This is a genomic window from Geodermatophilus sp. SYSU D00766 (assembly GCF_054049915.1).
Genome location: NZ_JBJGYI010000006.1, coordinates 36794 through 52828 on the forward strand (window position 1 = coordinate 36794; position 16035 = coordinate 52828).

General features: G+C 76.8%; 18 protein-coding genes and 1 riboswitch. Of the genes, 8 read left to right on the top strand and 10 right to left on the bottom strand.

Annotation, left to right across the window (positions count from 1 at the left end; all coding sequences use genetic code 11):
- Positions 1-20 precede the first annotated feature (20 nt).
- From ACI8AD_RS07365 to ACI8AD_RS07385, 5 genes are all read left to right on the top strand, one after another.
- Positions 21-1067 (top strand): LLM class F420-dependent oxidoreductase, encoded by a 1047-nt coding sequence (locus ACI8AD_RS07365; protein ID WP_456869879.1) that lies wholly within the window; start codon positions 21-23, stop codon positions 1065-1067.
- Between the two features lie 75 nt (positions 1068-1142).
- The gene (gene npdG / locus ACI8AD_RS07370; RefSeq protein ID WP_456869880.1) at positions 1143-1826 is read left to right on the top strand and encodes an NADPH-dependent F420 reductase; all 684 of its coding nucleotides are present in this window, start codon (positions 1143-1145) and stop codon (positions 1824-1826) included.
- A 151-nt stretch (positions 1827-1977) separates the two neighbouring features.
- Positions 1978-2280, top strand: a complete 303-nt coding sequence (locus tag ACI8AD_RS07375) for a hypothetical protein (protein ID WP_456869881.1) — start codon at positions 1978-1980, stop codon at positions 2278-2280.
- A gap of 119 nt (positions 2281-2399) precedes the next feature.
- The gene (locus ACI8AD_RS07380) at positions 2400-2873 is read left to right on the top strand and encodes a hypothetical protein (RefSeq protein WP_456869882.1); all 474 of its coding nucleotides are present in this window, start codon (positions 2400-2402) and stop codon (positions 2871-2873) included.
- A 185-nt stretch (positions 2874-3058) separates the two neighbouring features.
- Positions 3059-4075: a C40 family peptidase gene (locus ACI8AD_RS07385; RefSeq protein WP_456869883.1), complete on the top strand. Its 1017-nt coding sequence runs from the start codon at positions 3059-3061 to the stop codon at positions 4073-4075.
- A gap of 1 nt (position 4076) precedes the next feature.
- Here ACI8AD_RS07385 and ACI8AD_RS07390 read toward each other — a convergent pair whose 3' ends face one another.
- Positions 4077-4658 carry a YdeI/OmpD-associated family protein gene (locus tag ACI8AD_RS07390; protein ID WP_456869884.1) on the bottom strand — a complete coding sequence of 194 codons (582 nt, stop codon included), beginning with the start codon at positions 4656-4658 and terminating at the stop codon, positions 4077-4079.
- A 63-nt stretch (positions 4659-4721) separates the two neighbouring features.
- Between ACI8AD_RS07390 and ACI8AD_RS07395 the strand changes: the two genes are divergently transcribed.
- Complete coding sequence (locus tag ACI8AD_RS07395) at positions 4722-5300, top strand: gamma carbonic anhydrase family protein (protein WP_456869885.1); 579 nt, start codon at positions 4722-4724, stop codon at positions 5298-5300.
- 89 nt (positions 5301-5389) lie between these two features.
- Here the strand turns inward: ACI8AD_RS07395 and ACI8AD_RS07400 are convergent, their stop codons facing one another.
- The 8 genes from ACI8AD_RS07400 to ACI8AD_RS07435 all read right to left on the bottom strand — a co-directional run bounded on the left by ACI8AD_RS07400 (position 5390) and on the right by ACI8AD_RS07435 (position 12821).
- On the bottom strand, positions 5390-6448 hold the full coding sequence (locus ACI8AD_RS07400; RefSeq protein ID WP_456869886.1) for a threonine aldolase family protein: 1059 nt from the start codon (positions 6446-6448) through the stop codon (positions 5390-5392).
- Between the two features lie 103 nt (positions 6449-6551).
- Positions 6552-7634, bottom strand: a complete 1083-nt coding sequence (gene metX, locus ACI8AD_RS07405) for a homoserine O-acetyltransferase MetX (protein ID WP_456869887.1) — start codon at positions 7632-7634, stop codon at positions 6552-6554.
- A gap of 1 nt (position 7635) precedes the next feature.
- Positions 7636-8928 (bottom strand): bifunctional o-acetylhomoserine/o-acetylserine sulfhydrylase, encoded by a 1293-nt coding sequence (locus ACI8AD_RS07410; protein ID WP_456869888.1) that lies wholly within the window; start codon positions 8926-8928, stop codon positions 7636-7638.
- A gap of 42 nt (positions 8929-8970) precedes the next feature.
- Positions 8971-9088, bottom strand: a riboswitch (SAM riboswitch).
- A 21-nt stretch (positions 9089-9109) separates the two neighbouring features.
- On the bottom strand, positions 9110-10156 hold the full coding sequence (locus ACI8AD_RS07415) for an NAD(P)H-dependent flavin oxidoreductase (RefSeq protein ID WP_456869889.1): 1047 nt from the start codon (positions 10154-10156) through the stop codon (positions 9110-9112).
- A 41-nt stretch (positions 10157-10197) separates the two neighbouring features.
- Entirely contained in the window at positions 10198-10686 is a 489-nt protein-coding gene (locus ACI8AD_RS07420) for a hypothetical protein (RefSeq protein ID WP_456869890.1), read from the bottom strand.
- Entirely contained in the window at positions 10683-11570 is an 888-nt protein-coding gene (locus ACI8AD_RS07425; RefSeq protein WP_456869891.1) for a mechanosensitive ion channel family protein, read from the bottom strand. The genes ACI8AD_RS07420 and ACI8AD_RS07425 overlap by 4 nt, the downstream gene beginning before the upstream one ends.
- Positions 11571-11628: 58 nt before the next feature.
- The gene (locus ACI8AD_RS07430) at positions 11629-12423 is read right to left on the bottom strand and encodes a thioesterase family protein (RefSeq protein ID WP_456869892.1); all 795 of its coding nucleotides are present in this window, start codon (positions 12421-12423) and stop codon (positions 11629-11631) included.
- A 29-nt stretch (positions 12424-12452) separates the two neighbouring features.
- Complete coding sequence (locus ACI8AD_RS07435; protein WP_456869893.1) at positions 12453-12821, bottom strand: hypothetical protein; 369 nt, start codon at positions 12819-12821, stop codon at positions 12453-12455.
- A gap of 104 nt (positions 12822-12925) precedes the next feature.
- Between ACI8AD_RS07435 and ACI8AD_RS07440 the strand changes: the two genes are divergently transcribed.
- Positions 12926-13918 carry an EamA family transporter gene (locus ACI8AD_RS07440; RefSeq protein ID WP_456869894.1) on the top strand — a complete coding sequence of 331 codons (993 nt, stop codon included), beginning with the start codon at positions 12926-12928 and terminating at the stop codon, positions 13916-13918.
- On the opposite strand, the gene ACI8AD_RS07445 is transcribed toward ACI8AD_RS07440, so the two are convergent.
- A complete protein-coding gene (locus ACI8AD_RS07445; protein WP_456869895.1) occupies positions 13915-14916 on the bottom strand; it encodes an ABC transporter substrate-binding protein in 1002 nt (333 codons plus the stop codon). The two genes, ACI8AD_RS07440 and ACI8AD_RS07445, sit on opposite strands and share 4 nt — an antisense overlap.
- Positions 14917-15024: 108 nt before the next feature.
- Here ACI8AD_RS07445 and ACI8AD_RS07450 point away from each other — a divergent pair, with 108 nt between their 5' ends.
- Positions 15025-15957: a siderophore-interacting protein gene (locus ACI8AD_RS07450; protein WP_456869896.1), complete on the top strand. Its 933-nt coding sequence runs from the start codon at positions 15025-15027 to the stop codon at positions 15955-15957.
- Positions 15958-16035: the final 78 nt, after the last annotated feature.

Here is a 16035-nt window from a genome sequence, read left to right on the forward strand (position 1 = left end):
GGTCGAGGAGGCGGTGGGCCGTGCGCGTCGGCATGCGGATCCGGTACGACGGCGGCTTCCGGCAGGTCGCCGAGGAGATCGGCGAGCTCGAGCGCGCCGGGCTGCAGCTGGTCTCGGTCGCCGAGGCCTACAGCTTCGACGCCGTCAGCCAGCTCGGGTACCTCGCCGCGGTCACCGAGCGGATGGAGCTGACCAGCGGCATCCTGCAGGCCTTCACCCGGACCCCGACGCTGACGGCGATGACCGCCGCCGGCCTCGACATGGTCTCCGGCGGCCGGTTCACCCTGGGGCTGGGCGCCAGCGGTCCGCAGGTGGTGGAGGGCTTCCACGGCGTCCGCTACGACGCGCCGCTGGCCCGCCAGCGGGAGATCGTGGAGATCTGCCGGATGGTGTGGCGGCGCGAGCGGGTCGTCTACGACGGGCAGCACTACACGCTCCCGCTGCCGCCGGACCAGGGCACCGGCCTGGGCAAGCCGCTCAAGCTGATCTCCACCCCGGTCCGCGAGCGCATCCCGGTCACCATCGCCGCGATCGGGCCGAGGAACGTGGAGCTGACCGCGGAGATCGCCGAGGGCTGGGAGCCGATCTTCTTCGTCCCCGAGCGGGCCGCCGAGACCTGGGGCGACGCGCTCGCGGCCGGCGCGGCCCGGCGGGACCCGGCGCTGGGCCCGCTCGACGTGCGCGTCGGCGTCCCGTGCGCCATCGGGGAGGACCTCGGCGAGCTGCGCGAGCGGTCCCGGGCCGACCTCGCGCTCTACATCGGCGGCATGGGCGCCCGCGGCCGCAACTTCTACAACGAGCTCGCCGTCCGCTACGGGCACGCCGAGGCCGCCGCCACCGTGCAGGACCTCTACCTCGCCGGCCGCCGGGAGGAGGCCGCCGCGGCGGTCCCGGCCGAGCTGGTGGAGGCGACGTCGCTGGTCGGCCCGAGGAGCTGGGTGGCCGAGCGGCTGGCCGCGCTCCGCGACGCCGGCGTCACCACGCTGGTGGCCTCCCTGGTGCAGCCCGAGCGGGCCGGCCGGCTGCACACCGTCGAGCAGCTGCGGGAGCTGGCGCAGGACCTGTGACCGGCGGCCGCCGCTGGGCCGTCGGCTAGCGTCCGGCCGGGTGCTCCGCCGGGGAGCACGGCGAGGAGGCGTCCTGTGACCGAGGCGAACGGGGCCGGCGTGCCCGAGGGCCTGACCGTGGCGGTGCTGGGCGGCACCGGCCCGCAGGGGCGCGGCCTGGCCCGGCGGTTCGCCGCCGCCGGCGTGCGGGTGGTGCTGGGGAGCCGGGACGCCGGGCGCGCCTCCGCCACCGCCGCCGACCTCGCCGGGGCCACGGGGGGCGACGTCGTGGGCGCGGACAACCACGGTGCGGCCCGAGCCGGCGACGTCGTCGTCGTGGCGGTGCCCTGGGAGGGGCACGGCCACCTGCTGGCCGGCCTGCGCGAGGAGCTCGCGGGCAAGGTCGTGGTCGACTGCGTCAACCCGCTCGGCTTCGACAAGCAGGGCTGCTTCGCCCTACCGGTCGAGGAGGGCTCGGCCGCCCAGCAGGCCGCGGCGCTGCTGCCCGACAGCCGCGTCGTCGCCGCCTTCCACCACGTGAGCGCCGTCCTGCTGGAGGACCCGGAGGTGACCGACGTCGGCACCGACGTCCTGGTGCTCGGCGACGACCGCGAGGCCACCGACCTGGTGCAGGCGCTGGCCGGCCTGGTGCCGGGCATGCGCGGGGTCTACGCCGGCCGGCTGCGCAACGCGCGCCAGGTGGAGGCGTTGACCGCCAACCTGATCAGCGTCAACCGGCGGTACAAGGCGCACGCGGGGCTGCGGGTCACCGACGTGTGAGGCGCTGCCCCACGCGTGGGGCAGCTGTGACGCAAGGCGTCGAAACGCCGTGTCATACCGCAGGGGTGATGCCCTCAAACCCGGTTCGCGGATTACTTTTCCGCGCAGCCGCAGCAGCCTCCGGACGTGGGGGCGTCGAGGGGAGCACTCCATGACCCGCACGCAGAAGCCCTCCGTCTTCCAGGTGGGCCAGATCTGGGACGACGGCCGGACGGTCGTCGTCTCCGGGTGGGGCATCGGCCTGTGCGCCTCCGGGTGCGCCTGCCACCGCTCACCGTCGGGCGGGCACCTGTCGATCGACGAGGACCAGGCCGGCGGGACGCTGGGCCTGCGCTGCTTCCGCGAGGACGGCTGCGACTGCTGCGAGCCGTGGACCGCCGACGAGCTGTCGGCCGTCCTGCGCGACCTGCAGCGCGTGGCCGGTCTGGACGCCCAGGAGCCCCTGGCCGGCTGAGGACGGACCCCTCTGCGCCCCACCGCTCGCACGCTCGCGGCGGGACCCTGCGGAGGGGCCGTTCCAGCACGTCACCACGCGAGGTTCGGGGAGCCCCGGCCCGCGGGTAGGGGACGGCTGTGCTGGGACGAGCGGCGGCGTGCGGTGCCCTGGCCGGTCTGGCCGGCACCGCGGCGATGACCCTGGCCACGAAGGCCGAGCAGCAGGTGACCGGGCGGCCGGACTCCTACGTGCCCGGGCGCACGCTCACCGCGCTGGCCACCCGGCGCCGCCCGCCCGGCTCGGAGCGCCCGTTCGTCCGCAACCACCTCATGCACTGGGGGACCGGCGCCGCCGTCGGCGCGCTGCGCGGCGTCTGGTCGGCCAGCGGGCTGCGCGGCTGGCGCGCCTCGGCCTGGCACACCTCCGTCCGGCTGGCCACCGACCAGACCCTGGAGAACGCCACCGGCGTCGGTGACCCGCCGTGGACGTGGGACCGCCGCGACCGGGTCGTCGACGTCGCCGGCAAGGCCATCTACTCCTTCGTCACCGGAGCCGTCTCCGACGCGCTCGTGCCGATGGCGCCCGACCGGCGGCGCAGCACCGCCTCCTGACAGCACCGCCCCCTGACAGGACCGGTCGCCCGCCGCGGCCCCTGGGGTGGGTGGGACGAACGGGGCCGGTGAGGTCCCGCCCGTCCCGATCACCGCGCGCCCTGCACACGCTCCGCTGATGACCTCCCTACGGTCCGTGTCGACCACAGCGGGCCGCCCGGGACGGCGGCAGGGGGAGGCCGATCGTGCAGCGCAACCGGACGACGGGACGCCGCTGGACGGGCGCGGTCCTCGCCGCCACCGGCCTGGTGGCCCTCGTGCTGGTCCCCGGGTCGGCCGCGGCCGCGCCCTCGACCGCCGAGGAGGCCGCGCGGCTGGTCGAGGAGGCCGGCCGGCGGCTCACCGCGCTCGACGAGCAGGTGCACCAGGCCGAGCTGGCCGTCGCGGCCCAGCAGCAGGCCGCCACCGACGCCGACCGCACCGCCGACGACGCCGAGGCCACCCTGGCGACCTACGAGCCGGCGATCCGCGCCATCGCCCAGAGCGGCTACACCGGCACCACCCGGTCCCGCGTGGCCGCGTTCCTCGGCAGCGACTCCGCCGACGACCTCATCGCGCAGATGACCATGATCGACCTCATCGCCGACCACACCGACGGCGTCCTCACCGAGGTCGCCGCCGCGCAGGCCCGTGCCGCCGCGACCCGTGCCACGGCCGACGCGGCCGCCGCCGAGGCCACCACGGCGCTGCGGACGCTGGAGGAGCAGCAGGCGCAGGTGCAGGCGGAGGTCGACCGCTACGAGGCCGACTTCGAGCGGCTGACGGCTGCCGAGCAGGCGCGGGTCACCACGGCGCTGGCCGGCCCGGTCCTCGCCGCACCGCCGGCCGCCGTCGCCGCGGCCGGCGCCCCCGGCCCCGCCGCCGCGACCGCCGTCGAGACCGCCCTGGCCCAGCTCGGCGACCCCTACGTGTGGGGCTCCTCCGGTCCCGACGGGTTCGACTGCTCGGGGCTGACCCAGTACGCCTACGCCGCCGCCGGGATCTCGCTGCCGCACTCGAGCAAGGCGCAGTCGACGATGGGCACGCCGGTCTCGCGCGCCGAGCTGCTGCCCGGCGACATCGTGTACTTCTACTCGCCGGTCAGCCACGTCGGCATCTACATCGGCGACGGCCGCATGGTGCACGCCCGCACGTTCGGGCAGCCGGTCGCGGTGACCAGCGTCGACCAGGCCGGGTACCGCGGCGCCGTCCGCGTCGCCTGAGTCACGCGTGGGGCCGGCGGCCCTCGGCGAGCACCTGCACCAGCGCGGCGATCCGCTTCGCCCGGGTGGCCGGGGTCGCGGCGGTCTGCACCCGGTACAGGACGGCGTAGCGGTTCTGCCGGTCGAGCGCGTCGAAGGCCGCGCGCGCGGCGGGCGAGGCGTCCAGCGCGGCGGTGAGGTCGTCGGGCACGGTGGCGGTGGCCGGGCCGGCGTAGGCGCGGTCCCAGCGGCCGTCGGCCTGCGCCGCCGCCACCTGCGCCAGGCCCGCCGGGCGCATCCGCCCGGCCGCGGTGAGCTCGGCGACGGCGGCCACGTTCTTCTGCGACCACACGCTGCGCGGCCGGCGCGGGGTGACGCGGATGAGGTACCACTGCTCGTCGAAGCGGTTGGAGCGGCCGTCGATCCAGCCGAAGCACAGCACGGACTCGACCAGCTCGGCGTAGGTCAGCGACGGCACCCCGGCGCCCTTCTTGGCCAGCTTGACGTACAGGCCGGGCGCGGAGGCGTGCTCGGCCTCCAGCCACGCCTCGAAGGCGGCCTGATCGGGGAAGGCGAGCACCGGCAGGTCGGTCGGCACGGTCACGGCCGCCGATCCTGGCCGCCGTCCCGGGTGCCGTCCAGGGGCCGGTTGTGCTGGGGTGGGGCCGTGGCGGACAACTACATCGCAGAACTGGGGTTCGGGGCGCCGGCCATCGACGACGAGGCGTTCGTCGCGCCGACGGCGGTGGTGGTCGGCGCGGTCACGATGGGACCGCACTCGAGCATCTGGTACGGCGCGGTCGCGCGCGCCGACCACGAGGTGATCGAGATCGGCGAGGGCTCCAACGTCCAGGACGGCAGCACGCTGCACTCCGACCCCGGTTTCCCGCTGGTCATCGGCCGCGGTGTGACCGTGGGCCACCGGGTGGTGCTGCACGGCGCGCGCATCGACGACGACGTCCTGATCGGTATGGGCAGCGTCGTCATGAACGGCGCGCACATTGGCGCGGGCTCGATCGTGGCCGCCGGCGCCGTCGTCACCCAGGGCACCGAGGTGCCCGCCGGCTCCCTGGTGGCCGGTGTCCCGGCGACGGTGCGCCGGCAGGTCACCGACGACGACCTGACCCACATCCGGCTCAACGCGCAGAGCTACACCGAGCGGCTGCCCGCGGCGCGCAGGGTGCGCCCGGTGGTGCGCCGCCCGCTGCCCCCGGCCGGCCACATCCCGGGCGACGCCGCCGACTGAGGAAGGACCCCCTCGCCCCCCACCGCTCGCAGGCTCGCGGCGGGACCCTGCGAGGGGGCCGTTCCATCCGCTCGCGAGGGGCCGTTCCCTCACGTCACCAGGTGGGCGACGGCGGCGCGGATCTCGTCGAGGGACAGCGCCAGCGTCGCGTCACCGGCGCCCAGCTCGACGCGCAGCACGCCCGGGTCGCCGGTGGACGCCGCCGAGGGCCAGGTCCACAGCCCGCCCTCGGCGAGCTCCCGCGCGGCGGCGCCGAACGCCTCCGGCGTGGTCTCCAGCAGCAGGTGCAGCATCGGCGTCTGCGGCGGGTCGGGGACGACGCGCACGCCGGGCAGGTCGCGCACGCAGGCGGCCACCTCGCGCGCCCGCTCCAGGTAGCGCGGCATCAGCGGCAGCCGCTGCCGCAGGCAGGTCAGCGCCGACGCCGCGCCCGGCCACAGCCCGAACAGTGTCCCGCCCATGCGGTGCCGCCACTCTTGCACCTCGGCGACGACGTCGGCCGGCCCCGCCAGGCAGCACCCGGCGAGCGCGCCGAGGCCCTTGTAGAAGCTGACGTAGACGGTGTCGAACGGGGCGGCGACGTCGGCCGGCGGCAGGTCGTAGCCGGCCGTGGCCTCCCACAGCCGGGCGCCGTCGAGGTGGGCCACGGAGTGCACGTCGTGCGCCCACGCCGTCTGCTCGACGACGTCCTCCCACGGCGGCAGCTGCCCGCCGAGGTCGCGCTGGGGCAGCTCCACCACCAGCGCGGCCGGCGACTCGGCGACGGCGTCGAGGTCGGCGCGCAGCAGCAGCCGGTGCCGGTCGCCGACCGGGCGCGGCACCAGCCCGTGCAGCCGCTCGAGCGCGCCACCCTCGTGCTGGAACAGGTGGCAGTGGGGGTGGGCGACGACGGTGCGCCGCAGCGTGCGCCCGGCGTGCACCCGCAGCACGGCCTGCTGGGCCATCGTGCCGCTGGGCAGGTACACCGCCGCGGGCTTGCCCAGCAGGCCGGCCACCTCGGCCTCCAGCTCCGCGACGACGCCGCCGGCGCCGTAGCGGTCCACCGCGGTGTCGGCCGGGATCGTCGCCAGCAGCGCGCCGGCGCGCACCGGCCCGTGCCCGGACAGGGCGCGGTCGCAGGACGGGCGGAGGGCCTCGAGGTCGCTCACCCGCGCCAGTCTGCCCGGCCAGCTCTGCGCGAGATCGGCGGTCTCGTGGCGATCGGCCGCTGATGACCACGAGACCGCCGATCTCGCCGAGGAGGGGAGGGCCTCAGCCGCCCAGCAGCTCGCGCACCAGCGCGCCGACGGCGTCGGCCTCGATGAGGAACCCGTCGTGCCCGTACGGCGAGGAGATCACCCGCAGCGGCACCCCCAGCCCGTCGGCCACCCGCTGCTGCAGGTCCAGCGGGTAGAGCCGGTCGCTGTCCACCCCGGCGACGACGGCGCGCGCGGTCACCCGGGCCAGCGCCGCCTCCACCCCGCCCCGGCCGCGGCCGACGTCCCAGGTGTTCATCGCCTCGGTGAGCACCAGGTAGCTGCCGGCGTCGAAGCGGCGGGTGAGCTTGTCGGCGTGGTGCTCCAGGTAGGAGGCGACGGCGAACCGGCCGTCGTCCTGCACGGTCGCGCCGAAGCGCTCCTCCAGCTCCAGCGCGCTGCGGTAGGTCAGGTGCGCGATCCGCCGGGCGACGCCGAGCCCGGCGGCCGGGTCGGCGCGGATGGCGGCCTGCTGGGTGGTCTGCGTGCCCAGCTGGTCGGCGGTGACCGCGGCGCCCGAGGCGAGGAAGAACAGCCCGGCCACCCGGTCGGGCAGCGCCACCGCCCACTCCAGCGCCCGCATGCCGCCCATCGACCCGCCGACGACGGCCGCCCACCGGCGCACCCCCAGCGCGTCGGCCAGCGCCGCCTCGACCAGGACCTGGTCGCCGACCGTCACCTCGGGGAACCGCGACCCCCACGGGGAGCCGTCGGGCGCCGTCGACGACGGTCCGGTGGTCCCCTGGCACCCGCCGAGCACGTTGGCGCAGACGACGAAGAGCCGGTCGGTGTCCAGCGGCGCGCCCGGCCCGACCAGCGACGCCCACCAGCCGGGTGTCGGGTGGCCGGGCCCGGCGGGGCCGGTGACGTGGCTGTCGCCGGTGAGCGCGTGCTCGACCAGCACCGCGTTGCCGCCGTCGGGGGCGAGCGTCCCCCACGTCTCGTAGGCGACCCGGACGCCGGGCAGCACCCCACCGCGCTCGAGGCGGACCGGTCCGTCCAGGTCGAGGAACAGCCGGTCCCCGGCGGGGTCGCCGTCGCGCCACCCGCCGGTGCGCGGCGGGGTGCGGGACCCGGGGAGGTCCCGCACCCCCGTCACGTCAGGCTCCCTTGGCGGCGCGGAACCCGGCCTCGAGGTCGGCCAGGACGTCCTCGATCCCCTCCAGGCCGGCGGCCAGCCGCACCAGGCCCGGGGTGACGCCGGCGGTCAGCTGCTCGTCCGCGGTCAGCTGCGAGTGGGTCGTGGACGCCGGGTGGATGACCAGGCTGCGCACGTCGCCGATGTTGGCCACGTGGCTGTGCAGCTCCAGCCCCTCGACGAACCGCTTCCCGGCCTCGATGCCGCCGCGGATCTCGAACGCCAGCACCGCGCCGGCGCCCTTGGGCGCGTAGCGCTGCTGGGCGGCGTGCCACGGCGAGGACGGCAGGCCGGCGTAGTGCACCGCCTCCACCTCGTCGTGCGCCTCGAGGAACTCGGCCACCCGCTGGGCGTTGGCCACGTGCCGCTCCATGCGCAGCGACAGCGTCTCGATGCCCTGCACCACCAGCCAGGCGTTGAACGGGCTGATCGCCGGTCCGAGGTCGCGCAGCAGCTGCACCCGCGCCTTGAGCGCGTAGGCCGGCGCGCCGAGGTCGGCGTAGACGACGCCGTGGTAGGTGGGGTCCGGCGTGGTGAACCCGGGGAACTTCCCGGACGTCCAGTCGAACCCGCCGCCGTCGACGATGACGCCGGCGATCGCGGTGCCGTGCCCGCCGAGGTACTTGGTGGCCGAGTGCACGACGACGTCGGCACCGTGCTCGAGCGGGCGCACCAGGTACGGCGTGGCGATGGTGTTGTCGACGATCAGCGGCACGCCGTTGCGGTGCGCCACCTCGGCCACGGCGGCGATGTCCAGGACGTCGCCCTTCGGGTTGCCGATGGACTCGCCGTAGAACGCCTTGGTGTTCTCGCGGACCAGCGCCTGCCAGTTCTGCGGGTCGTCGGGCTCCTCGACGAAGGACACCTCGACGCCGAGCTTGGGCAGCGAGTGGTGCAGCAGGTTGTACGTGCCGCCGTAGAGCGAGGCGGAGGCGACGACGTGGCTGCCGGCCTCGGCGACGTTGAGCAGCGCGAGGGTCTCCGCGGCCTGGCCGCTGGCCACCGCGAGCGCCGCGACCCCGCCCTCGAGGGAGGCGACGCGCTGCTCGAGCGCGTCCTGCGTGGGGTTCATGATCCGCGTGTAGATGTTGCCCAGCTCCGCCAGCGCGAACAGGTCCGCGGCGTGCTGGGTGTCGCGGAACTGGTAGCTGGTGGTGGCGTAGATGGGCAGCGCCCGGGCCCCGGTGGTGGGGTCGGGGCTGGTCCCGGCGTGGATCTGCCGGGTCTCGAAGCTCCAGCTCTTCGGGTCGGTCACGCGCCGTCTCCTCTCGTCCCGGAGGACCTGCGGCGCACAGGTGCTCCGTCCTTGCCGGGCGGCGGGCGCCGCACGGCCGGCTCTTCCCCTGGGAGCACCTCAGACGGAGGAAGAGGTTGCCGGGCAGCCAGCCAGGTGCTTCGCGCTGCCTCTCGTGAGCCTGGTCCGACGATAGCCGAGGTCAGCGACTCCCGGTCCCGGGGTACGGGCGGGCCAGGGCCGCGCGGGCGTCCTCGTCGAGGCGGCGCACCAGCTCGGCGGCGGGGACGGCCTCGACGAGGGGGTGGGCCTGCCCGGCCCACAGGTTGTAGCCGCCGTCGTCGCCGGCCCGCCGGGCGGCGGCGCGCAGCGGCGCGGTCAGGTGGTGCACCTCGGGGTAGGCCGCCGGCGCGGCGGCGGAGTGCTCGGTGAGGAACCGGTTGACCAGCCCGCGGGCGCGCCGGCCGCTGAAGGCCCGGGTGAGCGCCGTCCGCCCGTGCGTGGTCAGCGCCGCGCGGTGCTCCGGGGTGGTCCCCGCCTCGGGGCAGCAGAGGAACGCGGTCCCCAGCTGCGCGGCCTCGGCGCCGGCGACGAGCACCGCGGCGACGGCGGCGCCGTCGGGGATGCCGCCGGCGGCGACCAGCGGCAGGTCCACGGCCCGGGCGACCAGCCGCAGCAGCGGCAGCAGCCCGTACTCGCCCTCGCCGTCGCGGTCGGCGAAGCTTCCGCGGTGCCCGCCGGCCTCGACGCCCTGCACGACCAGCGCGTCGGCGCCGACGTCGCGGGCGGCGACCGCCTCCTCCGGGGTGGTGACGGTCACGAGCACGGTGGCCCCGGCGTCGTGCAGCGCGGCGACCGCGTCGGCGGGGGGCAGGCCGAAGGTGGAGGAGACCACCGGCACCCGCTCCTCGGCGAGCAGGGCGACCTTGTCCTCCCAGGCGTCGTCGTCGGCTCGGGGCTCGCCCAGCCCGACGCCCCAGCGGCGGGCCTCGGCGTCGAGCTCGCGGGCGTAGCGGCCCACGGCGCCGGCGTCACCGGGCGGGCCGGGCACGAACACGTTGACGGCGAACCGCTGCTGGGTCCTCGCGCGGACGGCGTGGATCTCCTCGCGCACCGCCGCCGGCGTGCGGTAGCCGGCGGCCAGGCAGCCCAGCCCGCCCGCCTCGGACACGGCCGCGGCCAGGGCCGGGGTCGACGGCCCGCCGGCCATCGGGGCCTGCACGATCGGGCGGCGCAGCTCCAGGACCATGCCGGCCATCCTCCGCCCCGGCGGGGCCGGCCGGGCGCGGGTCAGCCCGGCGGGGAGACGGTCGTCGGCTCGGTGGCGGGGGCCGTCGGGGCCCGCGTGGTGGTCGGGACCGGCGGCTCCGACGGCGTCTCCCCGGGGGTGGTGGCCGGCGGCGTGGTCGGCGACGGGGCCGTGGTCGGCCCGGTCGTCGGCGGCTCGGCCGGCGGCGTCGTCGGGACGTCGGTCGTCGCGGGGGCCTCCGGAGCCGGCGGGGCGGTGGTGGCCGGCGGTGCGGGGGGCGGCGTGGTCACGGTCGTGGTGCCGGCCGGCGCGGTGCCGGCCGGGTCCGGGCGCACGTAGAGGTAGAGCAGCCCCAGGCCGAGGAACAGCACGACCAGGACCACCGTGGAGGTGCGGGCCCGCCCGATGTGTCCGGGCGTGCGGCGCAGCGCGGACAGGCCGAAGCGGCCGCGGCCGGCCGGGTCGCCGCCGGGGTGGGGCTCGGCGGCGGGCTCCGGACCGGGGGAGCGCGGGGCGCCGGGGACGGTCACGGCTTGGCCGCCGGCGCGGGTCGGGTCGCGACGGCCGGCTCGGGACTCGGGGCGAGGGTGAGCCCCGCCGCGGCGAAGGCCAGCACGATCCGCTCGCGCAGGTCGCGGCCCACCTCGAACTGCCGCCCGGGCAGCGTCCGGGCCACCACCCGCACGTTGACCTGGTCGAGGTCGATGCTCTCCACGCCCATGACGCTGGGCTCGTCGAGGAGCAGCCGGCGCAGCTCGGCGTCGGCGAACGCGTCCCTGCCGACGTCGTGGAGGATCTCGTTGACCCGGGTGACGTCGGCGCTGGTGGGCACCGGGACGTCGACCACCGCCCGCGCCCAGTCGCGGGAGAGGTTGGTGACCTTGACGATCTGCCCGTTGGGCACGGTCACCACCTCGCCGTCGGCCGAGCGCAGCCGGGTCACCCGCAGGGTGACGTCCTCGACGGTGCCCGCGGCCGGGTCGCCCCCGCCGGTGACGGCGATGGAGACGACGTCGCCGAAGCCGTACTGCCGCTCGGTGATGAGGAAGAACCCGGCGAGGACGTCGCCGACGATGCGCTGCGCGCCGAAGCCCAGCCCGACGCCGAGCACGGTGGCCGGCGCGACCAGCCCGGTGATCGGGACGCCGAGGCGGTCGAGCACGTAGAACGCCGCCACGGTGTAGACCAGCACGATCAGCGCCCACGTGATCACCTGGGTGAGCGAGTGCCGGTGCTTGGCGGCCTCCGAGCGCACCAGCACGTCGCCGCCGGTGGCGCGCGCGTCGATGCGGTCGGTGATCCGGGTGCCCACCCAGGTGGTGAAGCGGGCGACCAGCACCGAGCCCAGGATGATCAGCACGATCTCCAGGCCGCGGCCGGCGAGCCAGTCGAGCAGGTCGGTCAGCGGGCCCATGGCAGGTCAGGTCCTCCGTCCGTGTCGCGTCGTGCCCCCATCCAACCGGGCCGCCCCGTCAGCACGCTCGGCGCGGCTCGACGAACAGCGACGCGACCGAGCGGCCGATCCGCCCGCCGGTGTCGTAGAGGTCGGCGGCGCACTGCCCGACCCCGGCGGGCCCCAGCGTGGTGACGGCGTCCATCGCCAGCCACCGCCCCTCCGGCCGGCGGAACAGCGCGACGACGAGGTCGACGTTGGCGAACGTCGCCTGCGACCAGTCCAGCGCCGCGGAGACGCCGCTGGCCGCGTCGGTCATCACCAGCAGGTGCTCCAGCGGGGTGATCGGCTCGCCCTCGACCAGGCCGCACAGCGGGCGGGTCCACACGGCGGCCGGGCCGGTCGCGGTGATCGAGCCGCCGGCCTCCCGCCACTCCAGCGACCGGTGGTAGGCGACCTCCTCGCGGAAGACGTCGAACTGCGCCGGGCGGCCGTCCTCCGGCCCGACCGGGAACCGCTGGGGCGGGTGCGCGGCGGCGGCCGAGTCGCGGACCCGCATCCGCCAGGCGGTCAGCCGCACCACCGGGCGCCCGCCGGCCTCCAGCGTCGCCTCGACCAGCTCGATCCGGCGGCCCGGGCGCAGCACCCGCGCGGCCACCCGCACCGGCCCCACCGGCACCGGCCCGAGGACGTCGAAGGCCAGCCGCACCGGCTGCCCGTCCTCGATCCCGCCGGCGCGCTCGGCCTCCCGGGCCAGCAGCGCGGCGGGCGGGCCGGCGTGCTGCAGGCCGGGGTCCCACGGCCCGATGGTGAGCGCGGTGGCGACGAAGGCGCCGGGACCGTCGGGCAGGTAGTAGGCGGAGGGCAGCTGCACGCCCCGCAGTCTCGCGCCGGTCCTCCCGGTCACCCGCGGCGGGCCAGCCACACCGCCGCGCCCACCCAGAGCGCGCCCGCGGCGGCCGCCGTCCACCACACCCAGCGCAGCGGCTGCCCCTCCGTGGACAGCGCCAGCAGGACGGCGACGACGCACACCGCGCCGGCCAGGGGCGTGGTGCGCACCAGCGTGCCGAGGGTGTCCGGCCCCGGGATGGCCACGAACAGCACCGCGGCGGCGACCAGCAGGAACCCGCACAGGGCGCCGAGGAAGCCCGCGGTCACCCCGACCTCGGCCGGCAGCACGACCGCCCCGACACCGCCGGCCACGCCGCCGAGGGCGAGGCCGACCAGCAGCCGACGGCGCCGGCGCGACCACGGCGGGCGGGTCTCGGTCACGACGTCGAGGGTGCCCCGCGTCCCTGGGAGCCACGCGCGGGCGGGCGTCGCGCCCGACACACCGGTAGGTGGCGTCTGTCACTACGCCCGCTACAGTCGGACGGGTGCCGCACACCCGTCGTCCCGCCGTCGGCTATGCCACGACCGTCGCCGCGGCCGGCCTGTTCGCCGTCAACGGCACCGTCTCCACGCTCGCGCTGCAGGCCGGCGTCCCGCCGACCTGGCTGACCGCGATGCGCTGCGGCGGGGCGGCGGTGGGCCTGCTGGCCGCGCTGGCGCTGGTCTCACCGCACCGGCTGCGGCTGTCCTGGCGGGAGGTGCCCTTCCTCGCCACCTTCGGCGTGGTGGGCGTCGCGCTGACCCAGTTCCTCTACTTCGTGGCCATCGGCCGGCTGCCGGTCGGCATCGCCCTGGTCTTCGAGATGACCGCGCCGGTCGGGATCGCGCTGTGGGTCCGGCTGGTGCGGAAGGAGCCGGTGCGGCCCCGCATCTGGGTGGCGCTGACGCTGTCGCTGTCGGGACTGGTCCTGGTCGCCCAGGTGTGGCGGGGCGGCGGGTCGCTGGACCTGCTGGGCGTCGGCGCCGCCCTGGCCGCGGCGGTGTGCCTGGCCACCTACTACCTGATGGGCGAGCGCGGGGCGGCCACCCGCGACCCGGTCGCGCTGACCACCTGGACGTTCGTGGCCGCGGCCCTGTTCTGGGCCGTCGTCGCGCCGTTCACCGCCCCCTTCGACGCCGGGGTGCTCGGCGAGCGGGTGCCGGTCTCGCTCGGCGCGGTGGCGCTGCCGCTGTGGGTGCTGGTGCTGTCGATCGTCGTCCTCGGGGCGATCGTGCCGTTCTGGCTGTCGATCGCCGCGCTGCGGCACCTGCCGCCCACCACCGCCGGCCTGGTGGCCACCGTCGAGCCGGTGCTCGCCTCGGTGGTGGCCTGGCTGTGGCTCGAGCAGGTGCTCAGCGGCTGGCAGGTCGTCGGCGGGCTCGTCGTCCTGGGCGGCATCGCGCTGGCCCAGACCGCGCGGACGGCCCCGGTGCGGCCGGCGCCGGCGCCCCTCCCGGAGGCGCCCGCGCCGCTCGCGCCGGGCCGCTCGCCCGCCTAGGTGACCTTCTGCGCGTCGCGCAGCCAGCCGGCCAGCCGCTCCATGTATCGGGCCTGGGCGGCGTGGTCCATGCCGACGTACTCCCACGGGTGCACCTGGCCGGCCTGCGCGGCGGGCAGCAGCCCGTAGGTGGGCTGGCCGGCCATCTGCTCCGGCGTCATCGCGCCGCGCAGCGAGTACAGCAGGACGTCGCTGCGGTACTGCGGCACGACCTCCCAGCTCGCCGTCTCCCAGAAGTACCCCTCGCCGCCGGGGTCGACGAACTGCACGCCGAGGTCGCGGTAGAGGCGCAGTGACGGGTCGTCGGCGGCCTTGGCCATGTAGAAGCCCTCGTCGGGGTAGGCCGCCACCGGCAGCACGGTGACGCCGGAGGAGGCGGCCTCGGTGAGCGCGGCCGCGGCGTCGTCGTAGGCCTGCCGGGCCGCGCGGGCCTCCCCGCCGTCGGTGTCGGCGCCGAGGGCCGCGGCCAGCTCGGCGGTGCGCTCGACGACGTCGGCGGCCGACCCGCGCCAGGCGATCGCGACGATGGGCGCGATCCGCGCCACCTGCTCCTGCTGCTCGAGGGACTCGAACCCGTACAGCGGCTGGGTGGCGTCCAGCGTCCCCTCGGAGTCGACCGGGTAGACGCTGGTGACGACGACGTCGGGATCGGCCGCGGCCAGCGCCTCGAGGTCGATCGCGCCGTAGCTCTCGCCGACGACCTCCACCCCGGACAGGTCGCGCCCCTCGAACTGGACGTCGTCGGCGGCCGAGGTCTGCCCGAAGGTGGCCACCGGCTCGATGCCGAGGTTCCACAGCGAGGAGACGACGTCGTTGAGGCCGGCGACCCGCTGGGGCCGCGCGTCGAGCTCGACGGTGGTGCCGACGTCGTCGGTGAACGACCAGCCCTGCCCGGACGAGGCGGCCGCCTGCGTGTCCTCGGAGGTCGAGCAGGCGCTCGCGGCGAGCAGCGTCGCGAGCGCCAGGGAGGCGCCGAGCAGGCGCGGGGGTCGGGACACGGGGTCTCCTCGCGGGTCGGGGCAGGGGGTTCCCCCTGCGAGCGAGGGCAGGTTAGCCTTGCCTTACCAGCGGTCCGCACGGGCCGGCCCCGAGCGGAGGAGACACCGGTGGCGACGACGACCGAGGCCGTGACTGCGGCGCTGCCGCAGTGGCTGTTCTTCGACACCGTCGTCGCCCGGGTGCGCCCGCTGGGCCCGTCGATCGTGCGGATCACCCTCACCGGCCCGCGGCTGGGGGAGTTCGGCGTCGCCGGTGACGACCAGCGGGTCAAGCTCGTCCTCGTCCCCGATCCCACCGCGCTGGCCGAGCTGCACGCCGCCGGCGCCGAGTGGTACCCCGCCTGGTGCGCGCTGCCCGAGGAGCGGCGGCCGGTGCTGCGCACCTACACCGTGCGCGCGGCGCGGCCGGAGGCGGCCGAGGTCGACCTCGACGTCGTCCTGCACGGCGTCGACGACGGGTCCGCGGGCCCGGCGGCGACCTGGGCCGCGCAGGCCGCGCCCGGCGACCCGGTGGTGCTCATGGGCCCCGACCGGCCCGGCCGCGGCCGCGCCTGGGGCGTGGAGTGGGCGCCGCCGCAGACCGCCCGCTGCCTGCTGCTGGCCGGCGACGAGACCGCCGTCCCCGCCGTCGGCGCGATCCTCGAGTCCCTGCCGCCGGGCCGGCGCGCCGTCGCCGTCCTCGAGGTGCCCGGGGCGCGCGACGTGCAGGACCTGCGGCTGCCCGTGGGCGTGGAGGTGCGCTGGCTGGCGCGCGGCGACCGCCGGCGCGGGGAGCTGCTCGTCCCCGCCGTGCACGCCGCGCTGGTCGACCTCGGGATCGCCGCGGCACCGGCTCCCGACCCGGAGGACGTCGACCTCGACAGCGGGCCGCTGTGGGAGGTCCCCGAGGACCCCGGTGCGGGCGCGGGCTGCTACGCCTGGCTCGCCGGTGAGGCGGGGGTGGTCAAGCGGCTGCGGCGGCACCTGGTCGCCGACCTCGGCGTCGACCGGCGCTCGGTGGCCTTCATGGGCTACTGGCGCGAGGGCCGCTCCGAGTCGTGAGGCCCCGCGGGGATCAGGTGACCTGATCGTGCGGCGTTCTCCCTCACGGTGGGACGTGCCGGAGGACGCCCGGGGACC

Bases quoted from the DNA above. Each gene is read 5' to 3' on its own strand.
- ACI8AD_RS07375 (WP_456869881.1), top strand. From the start codon at position 1,978: ATGACCCGCACGCAGAAGCCCTCCGTCTTCCAGGTGGGCCAGATCTGG.
- ACI8AD_RS07415 (WP_456869889.1), bottom strand. From the start codon at position 10,156: ATGGTCCTGGAGCTGCGCCGCCCGATCGTGCAGGCCCCGATGGCCGGC.
- ACI8AD_RS07425 (WP_456869891.1), bottom strand. From the start codon at position 11,570: ATGGGCCCGCTGACCGACCTGCTCGACTGGCTCGCCGGCCGCGGCCTG.